This window comes from Shewanella violacea DSS12, from assembly GCF_000091325.1.
In the GTDB taxonomy this organism is placed as follows: domain Bacteria; phylum Pseudomonadota; class Gammaproteobacteria; order Enterobacterales; family Shewanellaceae; genus Shewanella; species Shewanella violacea.
This window is the reverse complement of sequence record NC_014012.1, coordinates 768,809-788,398: the sequence shown is the minus strand read 5'-3', so window position 1 is coordinate 788,398 and position 19,590 is coordinate 768,809. Positions and strand designations below refer to the sequence as shown.

The 19,590-nt window shown below is 44.4% G+C and carries 7 protein-coding genes; 5 read left to right on the top strand and 2 right to left on the bottom strand.

Annotated features, from left to right (window positions below; translation table 11 throughout):
- Positions 1–55 precede the first annotated feature (55 nt).
- Positions 56–2,878, bottom strand: a complete 2,823-nt coding sequence (locus tag SVI_RS03100; protein WP_013049936.1) for a sensor histidine kinase — start codon at positions 2,876–2,878, stop codon at positions 56–58.
- A 1,037-nt stretch (positions 2,879–3,915) separates the two neighbouring features.
- On the opposite strand from SVI_RS03100, the gene metH reads away from it, so the two are divergent.
- From metH to SVI_RS03075, 5 genes are all read left to right on the top strand, one after another.
- Positions 3,916–7,686 (top strand): methionine synthase, encoded by a 3,771-nt coding sequence (gene metH, locus SVI_RS03095; RefSeq protein ID WP_013049934.1) that lies wholly within the window; start codon positions 3,916–3,918, stop codon positions 7,684–7,686.
- Positions 7,687–8,322: 636 nt separating this feature from the next.
- A complete protein-coding gene (locus SVI_RS03090) occupies positions 8,323–8,586 on the top strand; it encodes a YdcH family protein (RefSeq protein WP_013049933.1) in 264 nt (87 codons plus the stop codon).
- Between the two features lie 652 nt (positions 8,587–9,238).
- Positions 9,239–11,341 (top strand): TonB-dependent receptor, encoded by a 2,103-nt coding sequence (locus SVI_RS03085; RefSeq protein ID WP_013049932.1) that lies wholly within the window; start codon positions 9,239–9,241, stop codon positions 11,339–11,341.
- A 592-nt stretch (positions 11,342–11,933) separates the two neighbouring features.
- Positions 11,934–13,913: a methyl-accepting chemotaxis protein gene (locus tag SVI_RS03080; RefSeq protein WP_041419626.1), complete on the top strand. Its 1,980-nt coding sequence runs from the start codon at positions 11,934–11,936 to the stop codon at positions 13,911–13,913.
- 766 nt (positions 13,914–14,679) lie between these two features.
- Positions 14,680–16,305 (top strand): methyl-accepting chemotaxis protein, encoded by a 1,626-nt coding sequence (locus tag SVI_RS03075; RefSeq protein WP_041419625.1) that lies wholly within the window; start codon positions 14,680–14,682, stop codon positions 16,303–16,305.
- Positions 16,306–16,419: 114 nt separating this feature from the next.
- Here the strand turns inward: SVI_RS03075 and glnD are convergent, their stop codons facing one another.
- Entirely contained in the window at positions 16,420–19,026 is a 2,607-nt protein-coding gene (gene glnD, locus SVI_RS03070; RefSeq protein WP_013049929.1) for a [protein-PII] uridylyltransferase, read from the bottom strand.
- Between the last annotated feature and the right edge of the window lie 564 nt (positions 19,027–19,590).

Here is a 19,590-nt window from a genome sequence, read left to right as displayed (position 1 = left end):
GTACTACTTCCTAGAATCTGGATTCTAACGCCTATTCTTTTAATCCAAAAAAAGTCTAGTCCTCCACATTTTGCGGGAAGCGTATATGGTAACAGAGTCCCTTGCCTGGTGAGGTTTCCACGTCGACTTCGCCCTTGAGTTTCTGGGTAACTAAGTTATACACCAGATGTGTGCCCAGTCCACTGCCTCCCTGATTACGCTTAGTGGTATAGAAGGGATCGAATAGATTCTTCTCACCATCTTCATCTAGGCCGACGCCATCATCCCTATAATCCATTAATATTGTGCCCTCTTTGACAGATATTTCTATGGTGACTACCCCTACTTGCTCAGGCTTGAAAGCATGCAGCATGCTATTCATTATCAAGTTAGTCACCACCTGAGACAGGATCCCGGGATAGGTATTACAGATGAGTTTATCCGAACATATGATCTTCACCTCATGGGGCACTTTTTTCAATGTGGGACGCAGAGACATTAAGATCTCCTCGAGATATTCTTTAAGGCTAAACTCTCTAATCTGTTCACTGGACTGATCCACTGCGACCCGCTTAAAACTCTGGATCAAGCTAGATGCCCGAGCATTATTCTTGAGAATAATATCCATCGCCTCGGTACAAGTCTGCATAAAGCCTTGAAACTCCTCTTCACTCAAGTCTCCGGCGGCAAACATCTTCTTCAAAGCGACCACCTCATCGTGTAGATGGGATGCGGCTGTCACGCACACACCAATAGGGGTATTGATCTCATGGGCTATCCCAGCCACCATTTTGCCCAACGATGCCTGCTTCTCGGTTTCAACCAGATGAGCCTGAGCACTCTTGAGTTTATCTAAGGTCGATTGAAGCTCACGGGTTCTGTCATCGACTATGCCCTGCATCTGCTCTGAGTACCGCTTGGCCAACAACTCTTTCTCTTTCGAATAGTTAAGTTGTTGCCTCAATTGAGCCGGACTGATTTTTAACTGAGCCAGTAACTGGCCATAATATCGCTCTAAGGTTTGAGTCTCCTGCTTAGAATAAATATTCGACTGAGTCACCACCATATGAGCCACTGCAGCCCCAGTAATACCACTCAATAGCCGCTCGGTAGCGCGCTCTAGATTGGCCAATTCCTGCACATTGATAAGCTCGGCCTGACTCAAGCCCGCCTCACCTAAGCAGGCTGACAACTTAATATCGGCAAATTCAGGTGACAGGTACTGACTAAAAATAGCCTTTAGCAGCTCAAGTTTGGGCTTAAGCTCGATATCTCTGGGCAAGGTATCCATGATGGCTTCATCTTCTGCCACACGCTCTGCCATAACATCCATAAATTCGGCATTGTAACGCTTCTCCTCTCCGGACATCTTAGAGTACAAACTTCCCAATACCAGCGCCGAGATGTTTGCCGCCATTGACCAGAAGGTCCCATGACTGATCTTATGCATCTCAGTGCCAAATAAATGCTCTGGGTGCAGCCAGCCTACGCCGAAGGGGCCGGTTAACAAGATATCGGCGTTGATCCAGCCACTCTTCATTATTGCAGGCAACAAGAGGCAATATGCCCAGATGCCAAAGCCGGCGCACAGACCCGAAAATGCGCCTTTCGATGTCACTTGGGGCCAGTAAAGGCCGGCTATAACCAAGGGCAAAAACTGCAACACGGCGCCAAATGAGATCATACCCATGTTCACCAGCATGTAAGATTCACCTAAATAAAGGTAAAACACCTGTCCGGCACCGAGCACGACAAATACCGCCAACCAACGTGATTGCAGCAGATACTTTTTCAAGCGACTTTCGGGCCGAAACCACTGAATAAGCGGTAACACCAGATGGTTACTAAACATGGTAGATAGGGTCATTCCCGACACCATTAGCATGGCCATAGAGGCCGAGAAACCGCCAATAAACACGAATATGGTCAATAGCTCTTGGCCGGCTAACATGGGAATAGACAACATGTAGCTATCGGCTGTGTCCGGCCCTAATAACAGCAAGCCTGCCGCCGCGATAGGAGTGACAAACAGAGTCATCAGAATAAGATAGACAGGTAGCCACCACTGGACTTTTTTAACGTGATTAGGATCTGGGTTTTCCACCACCATCACATGGAACTGGCGCGGCAGTAACATAAAGGCAGAACCTGCTAACACTAGATAACTAAACCAGGTGACAAATGCGGGCTTAGAAGACATTTTAGCCGCCGCTTCTGGCATCTTCTGCTCCAATTGAGCAAAGATATCCAGGGGAGAGTCGAACATCACGAAACAGACAAACACCCCCACAGATAACATGGCTGCCAGCTTAACCAAGCCTTCCACGGCTAAGGCTAACATCATACCCGGGTGGCGCTCGGTGGGATCCAGATGGCGAATACCGAACACTATGGTAAACAGGGCGACGCCCAGCCAAACCAGCCAAGCTATGGTGAGCTTAACCTCGGTTTGCACCCCTAGAAGTAAATCGATAGACGTATTTATCGCCTTAAGTTGCAGGGCTAAATAAGGCACTATGCCTATCATGGCCACTAGAGCCGCGAGACCTGCCAAGGACACACTGCGGTTAAACCGTGCCGAGAGAAAATCAGCGATACTGGTCACCCTATAGATCTGCTTAATCAGCAATATTCTTTGCATCAAGGGCCAGATAACTATCATCAACAGAGTCGGCCCCAAGTAGATAGAGAGCATTAAGATACTGGATCGAGTCGCGATACCCACACTGCCGAAGAAGGTCCAACTGGTACAATATATGGCTAATGACAGGGCATAAACCACGGCACTAGTGGTGATTCTTTCGGCGGCTTTACTACCGGATTCTGCCCAAGCAGCAATGACATACAAGAGGCCTACATAAGCGAATATGATTAATAACAGGCTTGTAGCACTAATCATGCTGTCACCTCGCCTTTAAGGTGAGAGCCGAACAGCAAGCCGACATAAGCGAATATGATTAACAACAGACTCCTAGCACTAATCATGCTGTCACCTCAGCAATAAGGTGAGAGCCGAACAGCAAGCCGACATAAGCGAATATGATTAACAACAGACTCCTAGCACTAATCATGCTGTCACCTCAGCAATAAGGTGACAGCCGAACAGCAAGCCGACATAAGCCAATATGATTAACAACAGACTCCTAGCACTAATCATGCTGTCACCTCAGCAATAAGGTGACAGCCGAACAGCAAGCCGACATAAGCCAATATGATTAACAACAGACTCCTAGCACTAATCATGCTGTCACCTCAGCAATAAGGTGAGTGCCGAACAGCAAGCCGACATAAGCGAATATGATTAACAACAGACTCGTAGCACTAATCATGCAGTCACCTCAGCAATAAGGTGAGTGTAACTAGTGATCTTTAAACTAGCGGCGCAATGTTGAGTAATTGCACTGTCACAGCAAAAGGAGTCATAAACAATTGGGATGTATGAAGTGAAAAGCACAGGTTTTAGCGTCTCAACGAGAGACTGGAGAGGTACGTTTGACTCAAATTCATATCTAGACATCATCGACCAAGCTACTTAGTCAAAGCATATAAAAATAGAATTAAAGACAGCCAAATCAGTGTAATGCTTAGTAACATGCTAGATAGGCTAAATGCTATGTTGCTGGCAACTGGCCATGAGACGATAAAAAACCAAGTGACTAGGGCCAACAGCCTGAAGGCTGCTTGATTATTATTTTTCCTCCACACCACATTTCTCCTGTAAAGAGCCTGTTTAAAGCATAGTTCAGACCTTAAAAAGAGTGGCGAAATCATTAAGAAATAAGTCAATATACAAGGCGATAGAACACACAATATGGCGACTCGACACAGAAACGTGTCTGGTTTAGTATAGACGTCTATACGTATAAACATCCAAACGAAACCAGCATATGGTTTCAATAGAGATGCAGCGCAGATCTATTAAGGTAGGTAGAACTTATGGCCAATGACACCCTCAGTACCCCAATAATAACCAAAGAGAAAGGTCAAGAGCTCACCTTAAAATTGACCCGACAACTCGAGCAAGAGATCCTAATTCTCGATGGTGCCATGGGCACCATGATCCAAGATCTTAAGTTGGAAGAGGAAGATTTTCGCGGCGAACAGTTCAAAGACTGGCATAAAGATGTAAAGGGCAACAACGACATGTTGGTGCTCACTCAGCCTGCTGCCATCAAGGGCATTCATAAACAATACCTACTGGCCGGCGCCGATATTATCGAGACCAACACCTTCAACTCGACGCGCATCGCCATGGCCGACTACGACATGCAGGAGTTCTCGGCCCAGATAAACCTTGAGGGAGCCCGCCTAGCCCGCGCCGCTGCCGATGAAGTCGAGCAAGAGACTGGCCGCAGCTGTTATGTTGCCGGTGTACTGGGCCCGACTAACCGCACCTGTTCTATTAGCCCAGATGTGAACGACCCCGGATACCGTAATGTCAGCTTCGATGAGCTGGTGGAGGCTTATGTCGAGTCCATCAATGCCCTGATTGAAGGCGGCGCGGATATCATAATGGTAGAAACCATTTTCGATACCTTAAACGCCAAGGCTGCCCTATTTGCCGTCGAGACCGTCTATGACGATCTAGGTGCACGCTTACCCATAATGATCTCCGGCACCATTACCGATGCATCAGGCCGCACCTTGACCGGACAAACCACCGAAGCTTTCTACAACTCACTACGCCATGTTAAGCCGCTATCGATTGGCCTTAACTGCGCCTTGGGGCCTAAAGAGCTGCGCCCTTATGTGGAAGAGCTATCTAAGATTTCCGAGTGTTTCGTCTCGGCTCACCCAAATGCTGGCCTACCCAATGAGTTCGGTGGCTATGATGAAACCCCCAAGCAGATGGCCGATATTATTGGTGAGTGGGCCGAGGAAGGCTTCCTTAATATCATCGGTGGCTGTTGTGGTACCACGCCAGATCATATTCGCGTTATTCGCGAAGCCGTGATCAAGCACCCTGCCCGTCAGCTGCCGGATATCCCGGTGGCCTGTCGTCTGTCTGGCCTTGAGCCACTGACTATAGATGAAAACTCGCTGTTTCTTAACGTGGGTGAACGTACCAATGTCACCGGCTCGGCCAAGTTTCTACGTCTTATCAAGACAGGAGAGTTCGAAGAGGCGTTATCTGTTGCCCGCGATCAAGTAGAGAATGGCGCGCAGATCATAGATATCAACATGGATGAGGGCATGCTCGACGGCGTGGAGATCATGCACAAGTTCCTCAACCTTATCGCCTCCGAGCCGGACATCTCACGTGTGCCGATTATGATCGACTCCTCCAAGTGGGAAGTGATCGAGGCCGGCCTCAAGTGTATTCAAGGTAAAGGTATCGTTAACTCTATCTCGCTTAAAGAGGGAGAAGAGAAGTTTATCCAGCAGGCCACCTTAGTTAAACGCTACGGCGCCGCAGCTATCATCATGGCCTTCGACGAACAGGGTCAGGCCGATACAAAGGCGCGCAAGATAGAGATTTGTACCCGCGCCTATCGAGTATTGGTGGATAAGGTGGGCTTCCCGCCGGAAGATATCATCTTCGATCCCAATATTTTCGCCATTGCCACAGGTATCGAAGAGCACGACAACTATGCCGTCGACTTTATCGAAGCCACCGCCGAGATAAAACGCACCTTGCCCCACGCCATGATCTCCGGCGGTGTATCTAACGTCTCCTTCTCCTTCCGTGGTAACAACCCGGTACGAGAGGCTATTCATGCCGTGTTCCTCTACCACGCCATTCAAGCTGGCATGGACATGGGCATCGTCAACGCAGGTCAATTATCCATCTATGACGACATCGACCCTGAACTTAAGGAAAGGGTTGAGGCCATAGTCGGCAACTTGCCTTGCACCGCAGTGGATAAGAATGGTGATGCCACTAATAACACAGAACTCTTATTAGAAGTTGCGGAGAAGTTCCGCGGCGACGGCAGTCAAACAGCCAAGAAAGAAGATCTCGAATGGCGCAGCTGGGAGGTCAATAAACGCCTGTCTCACGCCCTGGTTAAAGGCATCACAGATTATATCGTCCAAGACACAGAAGAGGCGCGAGCGGCGTCGAGCCGTCCGCTGGATGTGATCGAAGGTGCCTTGATGGACGGCATGAATGTGGTCGGTGACCTGTTCGGCTCGGGCAAGATGTTCCTGCCCCAGGTCGTTAAATCGGCCCGGGTGATGAAAAAAGCCGTGGCTTACCTCAACCCTTATATCGAAGAAGAGAAGACCCCAGGTCAATCGAACGGCAAGATCTTAATGGTCACAGTTAAGGGCGACGTGCACGATATCGGCAAGAATATCGTCGGCGTGGTACTGGCCTGTAACGGCTATGATGTTATTGATTTAGGAGTCATGGTGCCGGTGGAGAAGATCATCGATGTGGCCATTACCGAGAACGTCGACATCATAGGCATGTCAGGGCTTATCACCCCAAGTCTGGATGAGATGGTGCATAACGTTAAGAGCTTCCATAAGGCGGGCTTAACCATTCCAACGATTATCGGCGGCGCAACTTGCTCGAAAATTCACACAGCTGTGAAAATTGCCCCTCACTCACCGACGGGCGCCATCTATATCGCCGACGCCTCCCGCGCCGTGCCTATGGTGTCAAAGCTGATTAATAACGAGACTCGTCAGGCCACCATAGACGCCGCCTATGAGGAATATGATGTGATGCGCGAGAAGCGCCTGTCACAGACCAAACGTAAGATCATCACCACTATCGAAGCGGCCCGTGATAATCGCTGCAAGTATGACTGGGACAACTACACCCCATTTATCCCCAATCAGCTAGGGCGTCAGGTATTCGATGACTATCCATTAGAAGACCTAGTAGATCGTATCGATTGGACGCCATTTTTCCGCAGCTGGGAGCTACATGGACACTTCCCTAAAATCTTAACCGATAAGGTCGTAGGCGAGGAAGCCACTAAGCTGTTTGCCGATGGCAAGGCCATGTTGAAGCGAATCATCGACGAGAAATGGCTTACCGCCAAGGGCGTTATTGGCCTGTTTCCGGCTAATACCGTCAATCATGACGATATTGAGCTGTACTCTTGTGATGGAACGGATGAGTCTCGCGACAAACCAATAATAACCCTACATCACCTGCGCATGCAGATAGAGCGTGTGGGCAACGACAACTTCTGTCTGGCCGACTTTGTCGCGCCGAAAGACTCAGGGGTTGCCGACTACATGGGCGGCTTCGCAGTTACCGCAGGTCATGGTATCGACGAGCATATTGCACGCTTCGAAGCAGACCACGATGACTACAGCGCCATCATGCTCAAGTGTCTGGCCGACCGTTTGGCCGAAGCCTTCGCCGAGCGCATGCATGAACGCGTGCGTAAGGAGTTCTGGGGTTATGCATCTGATGAAGTGTTAGATAACGAAGCGCTTATTCGTGAGAAGTATAAAGGCATACGACCGGCGCCTGGTTACCCAGCTTGCCCCGACCACACAGAGAAGGGCCTGCTTTGGGATCTATTAAAGCCTGATGAGACCATAGGTCTTAATATCACCGAGAGCTACGCCATGTACCCCACAGCTGCAGTTTCTGGCTGGTACTTCGCCCATCCTAAGTCACGTTACTTTGGCGTGACCAATATCGGCAAAGATCAGGTAGAGGATTATGCGCAGCGTAAGGGTATGAGTATAGAAGAAACCGAGAGATGGCTCTCTCCGGTGTTGGACTATGATCCAGAATAGGGAGTGATTCCGAATAATCGGGATCTTGGATTACCCTGGTCGCGGACTGATTAGTTTTTATTAAGGCCACAGCCTTGAGCGGGAGAGCAAACTTGTTTGCTCGGTGGCCAACGGCCTAAAACAAAGAGTATAGCCCTGAACCGGAAGGCGGACTTGTCCGTCTGGTGACCAGAGGTCTAAAACAAAGAATGCAGCCCTGAGCGGGAGTAAGGAGTGTTTACTCTTTTTGATTGTCATCCCGGTGCTCTTTTAGGCCGGGATCTAGTTTTCACTTTCCAAACTCCGTTTGGATGTAGATCCCAAGGTCCACCCCTTCTCGTAATCAAGACTAGGGCAAGGAGGACTGCTCGTATGATGTGAATGGTCTTGCATATTCCTGACATACATAAGACATTTCCCATAACCCTATGGAACAGATGCACGAGAAAGACCCTGTGGGTCTTACGTGCCTTGGGGATAAATGCCTGCTGCTGCATTTAGATCAAATGAGGTAAGTATGATCTAGCCCCACTTCTTATTAAACTTCATAGTGCTATAGTGGCTACAGTAGCAAAACAAGTTTCAAACATAATTACCGACATAAGTTCCTAAATACGTTCCGAATAATAGTTTCAGTTCACCATTCAGGGGTTACCTATGCTAAATGAGAATCATGCGCTTATTTTCGACTTTCCAGAATATAAACAAGACATTGTTTATTTGAATTATAAAGACGAAACATTCACAACATTATCCAAGCAGTATCACCTACTCGATTATGATATTCGTCAGCTAGAAATTGACGGTAGTCCAACCGATGACGAGCATATGCATCAGCTAAAATTACAACGCGCGAACTTGAAAGACCTCTTGTTCCAGCAGTTGAAAGCTCATCACGACAGTCCGATTACAACCAGCTAGTTCCAAAGCTTGAGCCTGAGCATGCAATAAATAACAGGGCAGCCCAGAGTTTCCCTGGTCATTCCGGCAAGGGTTTAGCCGGAATCCATTGTGCCGCCCACAGTCATTCCGGTGATATTTAGACCGAAATCTATTGTGTCGCCCCCGTCATTCAGCAGTTTTTAGGCCTAAACGAAATAGCCTGTCATCCCGGTGTTCTTTTAGGCCGGGATCTGTCTCTTTATGTTATCTAAAGCACCTATAACGCCCAGTCAAAGCCGCCCTATTGAGACAAGCAAACCCATTTATTTAGCCAGTTCGCCAATTATGTCCATACAAAAAGGCCAGTTCAGCTTCCATGCTTCTCGTTCATCAGCTTATGGCTAGGCAATATCCCCCTAGCTCCCACCCATGGGCTTATGGAAAAAGACAAGATAGGCACATATAACTGATTGTATCTTGAGGTCATGTCTTCAGCTTAAATTATTGGGGGGTTTCCCCCTTACATTTAAGTCTGCAAATTCGCCACTCTCACCACGCTATACATACCAGACACACTAGATATGCCATGGCTGACACGAGAATCACACATGTGCGACACTTTGTCGCACAAGTAAAAAACCAAAACACTTACAATGGCAACAATTAAGCTAATCAAAAAATATTTGTTTCTATGACTAAAAAAGTAAAATATTGTCTGTTTTCTCTTCTTGTTATTCAATATTGCAACCCAGCTTTAGCTGACACTTTATCCCCCTTGTATGACCAGGGTAACATTGAACGTATTAGCGTAACGGCAACACGTCAGGAGTCGTTAGATACTGATCTGGCAATGTCGCTACAAGGGATCAGCAAAGAAGAACTAGCTATTGATAATGGTCAGCATGCAGCTGAATCACTTAACAGTATTTCAGGTGTGTTAATTGACCAGTTATCTGGCGGGCAAGGTCACAAAGCGGCAATTAGAATGCCAATGAATACCAGTGGTTACTATTTGTATTTGCAGGATAATATTCCGCTGCAATCCCCTGCGTTTTTTAACCATAACGCACTTTGGTGGTCCAGTTTTAATTCGAATATTGCCAGAATGGAAGTGTTGAAAGGCGCCGGTACTGCCTTATATGGCTCTGGTGCTGTCGCGGCAACCGTTAATATTTTATCAAAAGAGGTGGCTGAGTCACCTGAAACAGATATCAATTTGATGCTCGGGGAAGATGAGTATTCTAAGGTGCAATTCAGTCACAGCAATATACTGTCTGATACCCAAGGTTTCAGAGTGTCGGCTTCATATCTAAACAATGAAGGCTGGCGTGACCATACAGGATCGAAGCGCGCTGAGTTAACACTTCGCCATGAACTAGACCTAGGTGATAATGAACGTTTAGTGACTTCTTTGGTGATTTCAGATCTTGAACAAGAAATGGCTGGAAATTTAACTGAAGATTTGTATAACAATGACAAGACTAACTCTGGGTTATCTGATGATGTTTTAGCCAGTGATCCATTACGTAAAACTCAATATATGAGACTCTCTAGCCAGTGGGACAAAACTGCCGGCGATAATTATTATTCATTGATTCCTTATTATCGTTACCGTACCAATGATTACACGGCAACTTGGAATCAAAATATGCCCAAAATAGAGTCTAAAGTACAAACCTTAGGCTTATTAGCATTAGCAAACTTTGAACACTCTAATGATAGCGATACAAGTATTGGTTTGGATATAGAGCTTACCCAAGGGGATCTATTTTCTTACCAGATTCTTGATTATTCAACCACAGGTTGGAAAGCAGATACCTTTATTAAAGGGGAGAAGTTTTTTGATGACACCACTCAATACATCAGTCTTTCTCCATATATTCAACATAAGCGAAATATAGCAAAAAATCTGGATTTAACCTTAGGTGCACGCTACGACTATGCGCATTACGACTTTAAAAACCATTTAAGTCTTTATGGTGATATTGGCCACGGCAAACAAAGTCTTGAAGATAGAACGGATAATTTTAACCATTTTAGCCCTAAGGCAAGTTTAAATTATCATTTAACACCAGATAGCAGTGTTTATTTACGTTATGCCAATAGTTTTCGCTTACCAACCGCTGGAAGCTTATATCACTTAACGATTAAAGATGATGGCGATGCCAAAGCTGTCGACCCAGAAATCTCCGATACTTATGAACTTGGCTACAAATCTAATTGGAAATCAATTTCTTTCGATACTGCAGTTTATTATATGGATGTTGATGATGGAATTGTTTATGCCTATAACGATTCAGGGCAAAGGTATTTAACCAATGCGACTCGTGTTATCCATAAAGGCATAGAAATATCTGTGGCATGGAAAATTAATGAACAAGTTAATATCAGTACAGCATATAGCAAGTCTAAGCATGAATTTGATCAGCATGATGATTATTCTGGTAATGAAATGGCGGCTTCACCCGACTACATAGCCAATGTAAGGTTACGCTACACACCTGAATTTATTGAAGACTTAACTGTTATGCTAGAGGTGCAATCTATTGGTAAATATTGGTTAGATGACGCTAACAGCCAAGATGATGATGGTATTGACCGTATCCAAGATGGATACACTATCGCCAATGTAAAAGCGCTTTATCAGGTGTCTGAACAGCTTTCATTCAATGCCAGAGTATTAAATATTACTGATAATGAATATGTACAGCAAGCCTCATATCGATATGGGAAAACACTATATTCTCCAGGAACTCCAATTACAGCTTATGTTGGCTTAAACTACAAATGGTAAAACCAACAGTATTTAAATGTAATAACCTTATATAGCTAAACACCAGCTAATTATTTAAAAACAAAAACTCACTAAAGACATGGATATATTTTGTTAGAGCTAAGATTAATTAGCTCTAACCCTTCCGCCTATCTTTTCACTGTGAAGCCACACAAAAATCAAGCCTGAAATTATAATCGTTCATATATCAATCCGATGGAAAAGTATCAATGACCTAGATGTCTATAAATCCAATCGAGAAGCTAAATAGCTGCTTTAAAATCGATAACAAGAAGTATTAAAGCAATGGATGAGCTAATTTATCCTTGCTGAGCTTAGTGCTCAGTCCACAAACGTATAATTAAATTTATGAGGTTGCCTCAGATTAACAACGCCTCGATTGTAAATATTCATGAGATTAGCAGCTGCTAATGTTAAATCGCTTTACTTGCGTACAACAAAAGACTTACTATTTGCGCGCGTTTTACCCTGAACACTTGCACGTCATATTATTTATTGACTTATTTTCAGCTGGCTAATAAATACAATTATTTATCTTGGCAGTGTGAATGGTGACAGTTAACGAATAAACATGAGATTTAAAGGAACATTCATGAAATTAAAGAATAAGCTGCTAATCACGTTTTTATTAATCGCTTTAGTGCCAATATTAGCGCTTGGATTTATTGCCAGTTACACCGCAAGTTCTTCTATCGAAGCCGAGGTATCCTCTAAGCTAGTTGCGGTTAGAGACACAAAGAAAACACAAATAAAAAATTACTTTTCAGAGCGACAAGGCGACATAACAATACTGGCCAGTACGATCAATAAAACCCTTGATTTTAGCTCTGCTGATTCTTTAACTCGTACCGCCCATGACAACCAAGCTTATTTTGAAGAGTTTCTTAAGGTATATGGATATTATGATTTTTTCTTGATCCAAGATAAGGGTGAAATTTTTTATACCGTTGCTAAAGAGGCAGATTATCAAACCAACTTAGTAACGGGTAGCTACAGCAACTCAGGTTTAGGCACCTTGTTCAAACAGGTTAAAAACAGAGACACTTTCGGTATGTCTGATTTTATTCGTTATGCACCGAGTAATAATGAGCCTGCGGCATTCATTGCTTTACCATTGAACAATCGTGAGGGAAGCCCAGTCATTATCGCGCTGCAGTTATCCATAGACAAAGTTAATGAACTCATGCAGCAAAGAGAAGGGATGGGAGATACTGGTGAGAGTTATTTGGTAGGTGGTGATTACTTAATGCGTTCAGACTCATTTTTGAGTCCACAGGACCACTCTGTCTTAGCATCATTCGCCGGCAATGTTAAAGATAATGGCGTCGATACTGAGGCCGCCAAACTGGCTATCAATGGCAAGGATGGCTATAAAGTGATTATCGATTATAACGGTAACTCAGTATTATCAGCATTTACCCCCATAGATATTCATGGCATACGTTGGGCTGTAATATCTGAAATTGATGCCGCAGAAGCCTTTGCGCCGATACACACTCTCTATTGGAACCTAGCTATCGTTATTTTCCTCGCTATCTTGGGTATTATTACGGTTGCATTTGTCATCTCATCATCAATTTTAAAACCTTTAGGTGGTGAACCAAGTGAAATGCAATTTATTTCAGAAACCATTGCGGCTGGTGACTTAACCTTTGCTTTTGAACGGGGTCGTGAAGCTGCGAGCGTGTATGGGGCAATGCAAAAAATGGCCCAACAGCTGCGTACTGTTATGGGCGAAATTATTCAAGATAGCATTAGCCTGGCAAGCGTGGCCGAAGAGACAAGCGCATCAAGTTTACAGTCGGTAACCAGCTTGCAAGAGCAACAAGCGAGCATAGAGCAAATTTCGACGGCAGTAGAAGAGATGTCAACCAGCATTAGTGACGTCGCAAAAAATGCTACCGATGTTGCCAGCTCTTCACTGTCCGCACAGTCTTCATCAGCTGAAGCGAACAAAAAATTAAACCAAACCATTGATGATTTAGGCCTGTTAGATCAAGAAATCAGCCAGGCCAGTGACGTTATTCAAGAACTGGAAAGAGACTCCTATGAGATTGGTTCTGTATTGGAAGTTATCAGGGGAATTGCGGACCAAACCAATCTATTAGCACTCAATGCTGCAATTGAAGCGGCCCGAGCCGGAGAGCAGGGACGGGGATTTGCGGTTGTCGCCGATGAAGTCCGTACACTGGCATCAAAAACTCAAGATTCGACCAAGAATATTGAGGGCATGATAGTCAAACTGCAAAATGCGTCAGATAAGGCAGTTAAGGGAATGGCAGCGAGTCGTAATGTTTGTGAGCAAACAATTTCAAATGCACACAATATGGCTCAAATGATTGAAACTATGCATAGCGACATAGATAGCATTACCCAAATGACCGAGGTGATTGCTACTGCCGTTGAGCAACAATCTTGTGCATCCATTGAAATAAGCCAAAGCCTTACGGTAATTAGTGACGTTGCTCATCAAAATTCAACCAGTGCAGAACAGGTTTCAACTGCTAGCAGCGACATCAGTCATATTGCCAGTACGCTAAACGAACTCACCTCTAAATTTAAAGTCTCTTAGCCTTTAGGGGATATAAGGTATCTTAGTATTTAGAAGATAGGTGTCCCAATTAATCTTAATTGGGGCACCTAAATCAAGCCACATATGGACAGGTTTATCTAGGATAAATCAAACTGGGGCCTGTTCTTTAATGATATCGACAAAGAAGGATTTTAGCGCTTGTTTACTCTCGTCACCTAATGCTTGACCATTTTTGTCAGAGACAAGGAATTCATTATCGACTTACTCAGCAAGCGTGGTTATTTGCACAGAGTAAATATTGAGTTCAAACTGCCTGAAACCGTTACAGAAGTGACTCATAAATTGTGGATTATCCAGTGCGGTACACTGATAAGCCTTCTATCCTTTTTACCAAAGTGCAAGAACTCGACTTTAGTCTTGCTTGAAAATGAGCCAGCATTGCTATTCAGGCGCTGTTTAGCGCACCTTTCTATTTTCAAACCATACCTGTTTCAGCCTTTTCTTGATTCTGTCACGTCGCCGAGCGGTTCTTATTGGATGATGGTCATAATCCAGTATTTTTAAAGCTTCCACCAGATAACCATCTTTAGACTTGGAGATATTAGCTAAAAAATCGTGCCATATATGGCAGCGTTAATTACCCTTCCACTCTGAAATTAGCGTTAACGCTTGCTGAGTAATTGATAATAACCGCAGAATTTATCCAGTCATTTTTATTGTTTGTTATGCTTAATTCAAGGCTCGAAAAAAGGAATGTCAGAGCCGTGACAAAGGAGATGATCAAACTGACTTGATAGGTACCTTAATGGTTAACTTACAAATCAAGCAAAAAATGACCCTTGGGTTGTTAGTCCCGCTAATACTACTGATTAGCATCTGTTTTTTAGCTATTAACATGATGGGGAAAATCGAAGCGGGTGTCACCAGCATATATAACGACAGAGTGGTTCCTCTGAAAGACCTTAAAATCATTGGAGATGACTATGCGGTTTCGGTTATCGATGCGGTCAACAAAGCCAATGCCGGAATGTTCAGCGCCGCTGAAGCGAGTCGGGCAATGACTGAATCCAGCCGAAATATCAGCGAGAAATGGAATGCTTACATGGCAACGACCTTAACCGATGAAGAGTCGAGGTTAACCAAAGAAGCCAATCGGTTATTCATGCCAGCAAATCAACAAATCTCGCAACTTGTGAATAAGCTTAATAGCATGCAAGGGTCGCCTAGCGGACAGTTGAATGATGATATCGCTCCTCTCTATGACGTAATAGATCCTATTAGCGGAAAAATTTCTGAACTGATTAGCCTTCAGTTACGAGTCGCCGGTGAAGAAAAAAATAAAGTCGATGAAATTTACTCATCTTCTATGACCATTTTTATCCTGTTGACGCTGATAGCCATAGTAACAAGCGTAATAATTGGGCTTTGGGTGACTCGGGCTGTAATGCGTCCCATAGATAATATTGTCAGCACGCTAAACACGGTTCGGGTCGACTCTGACTTAACCGTGACATTTAAGACCTTTAACGACGATGAACTCGGGCAGATATCAACCAATCTAACACTAGTGATTGAACATCTACGTGGCATTCTAAATTCTATCGCGCTGGCAGCTAACACAGTCGGTGATTCGACCGTAAAATTGAGCGAGTTTACTCAGCAAACTAATGACAGGATGCATCAACAGCAAGCGGAGACAGAGCAGACTGCTACGGCAATGAATCAGATGACAGCAACGGTGGCCGAAGTTGCTCAGAGTGCCACTAACGCCGCTGATTCGGCAAAAGATGCTGAAGCTAATGCAACTAAGGGAAATGATATCGTTCAACAATCAGTTGCCAGCATGACTCTGCTCTCTAAACAGATAGATCAAACCTCACAGGTGATCACTCATTTGGCTAGTGAAAGTAACAACATCGGCAGCGTTCTGGATGTGATTAAAGGGATCGCCGAGCAGACCAATTTACTAGCGTTAAATGCAGCCATTGAGGCGGCTAGAGCAGGTGAGCAAGGCCGCGGATTTGCCGTTGTGGCCGACGAAGTAAGAACTCTGGCACAACGTACCCAAGAATCGACTCAAGAGATAGAATCTATGATCGATGGGTTGCAAAAAGGGGTTCAAGAAGCTGTTGGCGCCATGAAGATCGGGACTGAACAGGTTTATGATGCAAATGAAAAAGCGCACATGGCAGGAGGTGCCCTTAATGAGATAGTGCTTTCGGTTGATAATATCAGCAACATGAATACTCAGATAGCCACCGCTGCCGAAGAGCAAAGCAGTGTGGCCGAAGACATAAATCGAAGCATTATTGCTATAAGCGATATCGCACAGGCATCCACCATGGCGGCCCAAGAACTGACAACATCAGTGACCGAACTAAGCAGCCTGTCGGAAAGCATGCGTGAACAGGTGGGTCAGTTTAAACTCTAAGTTCTCTCCAGCTGGCGATCAAACAAAGAGAGAACTTTATAGTTCTCTCTTCTATTTCAACAGTCATGTGCTTCACAGCATTAATTCCATCAGTCCCAGTCACATAATGAACAATCAGATAGGAACCTGTTCTTTAATGATATCGACAAAGAAGGATTTTAGCGCTTGTTTACTCTCGTCATCTAGTGATTGACCATTTTTGTCAGAGACAAGGAATACATTATCGACTTGCTCACCAACTGTGGTTATTTTTGCAGAGTGAATATTGAGTTCGAACTGCCTAAAACCGTTACAGAAGTGACTCATAAATTGTGGATTATCCAGTGCGGTAACACTGATAAGCGTTCTATCCTTTTTGCGAGAGTGTAAGAACTCAACTTTGGGTTCGCTGACGAATGAGCCTATGTTGCTATTCAAGCGCTGTTTAGGCACCTTTCTATTTTCAAATAATACTTGTTTGAGCCTTTTCTTAATACGGTCACGTCGCCCTGCGGTTCTTATTGGGTGATGGTCATAATCCAGTATTTTTAAAGACTCCACGACATAACCGTCTTTGGTCTTGGAGATATTAGCTTGTTGAACTGAGATCTGTAGTGAAGCTAAGGTATTAAATAGTGTCACAAACAGACCAGGCTTATCCTTCATATAAACGAATAGATCGCTGCTACCTTTAGTACTACTTTCATCTAGCAAAATAAGTGCGTGCTCAACTGGATGTTGCGTCATGGCTCTAGAGTAACGGACGATATCACGGGGTTGAGCGTTGCTGAAAAATGATAGCGGTAAGCGCTTCCAAAGCTGCTTAATCACATCAGGCGTTTCACTCACCCCCATCAGCTCTAGTGCTTCATTTTTATGTTCACGGACGATAGTTCGCTGTTCTAGCACATTTTCTAAGCCATTGCGCAGTGCATAACTAATCGACAAATACAGATCTCTGAGTAAGCTTGCCTTCCAATTAGTCCACAATTCATCATTGGTAGCCTTAATGTCGGCAACAGTTAAGCAGTAGAGAGCATCCAGCCTGGCTTTGGTGCCTATGGATTTAGCAAGATTCTTAACTTCCGAAGGGTCATATATATCTAACCTTTGACAGGATAAGGATAGCAATAGATGGTTTTTCACCAACCAGACGATCACCTTAGCTTGCGAAGGTTTTAGTTCATGAAATTTAGCGAATTGCAGCGCGTCCACAGCCCCTAATTCACTGTGATCACCGCCGCGTCCTTTACCTAAATCGTGGAACAAGGCGGCTAACAACAATGCCTCTTTATTCTCTATCGCTTTGTAGACAGTGCTAGGCTGCGCCAGAGAAGGAGATTCAGGTTTTCCATTCAGTGAATATAAGTTTTTTAGTAACTTATGAGTATGCTCGTCAACGGGGTAAACATGATAGAGGTCGAATTGCATCTGACCTGCAATTTCACGCCACTGGGGAAGATAGGAGGCTAATATCCCATGTTTGTGCATTAATGATAGCGCGAGTCCCATGCCTTGAGGATGACGAAATAGCGCGATAAACTCTTTGCGGCAGCTATGAAAGTCTTGTAGATCACCCAATAATCGTCGCCTAACCTGACGTATTAATCGAATCGTCAGTGGGGTAATACCGTCAATATCATTCGAATTTTCTGCTATATGGTTAAACAGAGCGATTAGCTGCTTGCGATCAACAAACACGTCATCATGGCGAGCATTGATCAGTCGACCATTAATTTCGAAATGTTGATTTAACGGGGTCGATTTCTTGTCTGCTTGTACCAGAATTTCATCTTTGAAATACTGTAATAGCATTTGATTAAGTTCACTAATCCGCCTCATAGCCCGGTATAACTGACGCATCATTTTTTCGATAGCTAAGTGACTGTTGTCGCCAAAGCCCATCAGCCTAGCCACATCACTTTGCAAAGAAATAAGTAATCGATTTTGAGAGCGCTCAGCTGCGGCGTGGAGTGCCCAACGTGCACGCCAGATAAAATGTTGTGACTCTAATAGTTCTGTATATTCGTCGGCAGTAAAGAAACCGAACCGCCTTAAAGCCGCCATGTCCTCAGCTGCAAAATACTTACGGGTTACCCAAATCAGAGTTTGGATATCACGCATACCACCTGGGCTATTTTTTAGGTTTGGTTCTAGGCTAAAAGCACTGCCTTGGGCCTTTAGATGGCGTTCATCTTGCTCGCTGACTTTAGCCTTAAAGAAGGCTTCACTACTCCAGAGATCATCGCCATAAAGCCTATCTAAGACCTGATTAGCGTGAGACTTAGGTCCTGCAAGATGGCGAATTTCAAATAATGAGGTTGCAATGGTTATATCTTCTTTACAGGCATTATCAATTTCGTTCAGAGCCCGCACACTATGGCCTAGCTCCAGGCCCAAATCCCATAATTGAGTAAAAAACAGCCCAATCTGGGTGGTTTGATGAGAACTAAGCTCTTCGGGGAATAACACACAAATATCAATATCTGAGTGTAGATGTAAGGTTTGACGGCCATAGCCACCTACGGCATTGAGAGATAAATTGTCGCTAGAGAGCTCGGCACATTGCCAAAGATGGATAAGCAAGGCATCAAAAAAATCAGCGCGCAACTTTACTATCTCGTCGATAGCAACGTGGGTAAAGTTTTCATTAAGGTAGTTGTCGGCATCTTGGATTACTTTTTTATAATCAGTAATGCTCATTTTTGAACTGAATTGAGGTGATATATCAGATCCTGACATGCTTCTCCTGTGCCTGTTTGCAATGAGTATAATTAAGATTTATTGACTTTATTTATACTAATTAAACCGTTATGCAATGGCCTTAAAATGAGAAAATAGAGTAGATGATTTAAGCGGGAATTACAAATCGGCAACCGAGTGCCTAACAGCTGATAACCAGAATAACACTAGACGAAAACCATAGTTCCCATAATTTTTTCTACGCCTTCGACTATAGAAATACAAGAGTTGCGGCCAAGGTACCGCCAGAGTTTGATGCTAGCACAACAGGATATTCAATCTTTCTATGATCTTGTGAGCGGCGCTCCGAGTATTCTGAACCACTGGCACTAAGCTCACAGCAAAGCATTAAGCTTCACAGTTAACCTAACGGCTAAATTAACAACTGAGGTATATACGCTGATGAGGAAATTATTGCCTATGATTTAGAAATGCTATTTATGGATACAAGGACATGATGTAAACGTCCATTAAAGCAGAGTTTTCTATAAGGTAAACCATCCTCTAGTTATTGCCATATAGCCCGACTCTAAGATGTTCAGAGTCAGGCTGTCATTGCTACGC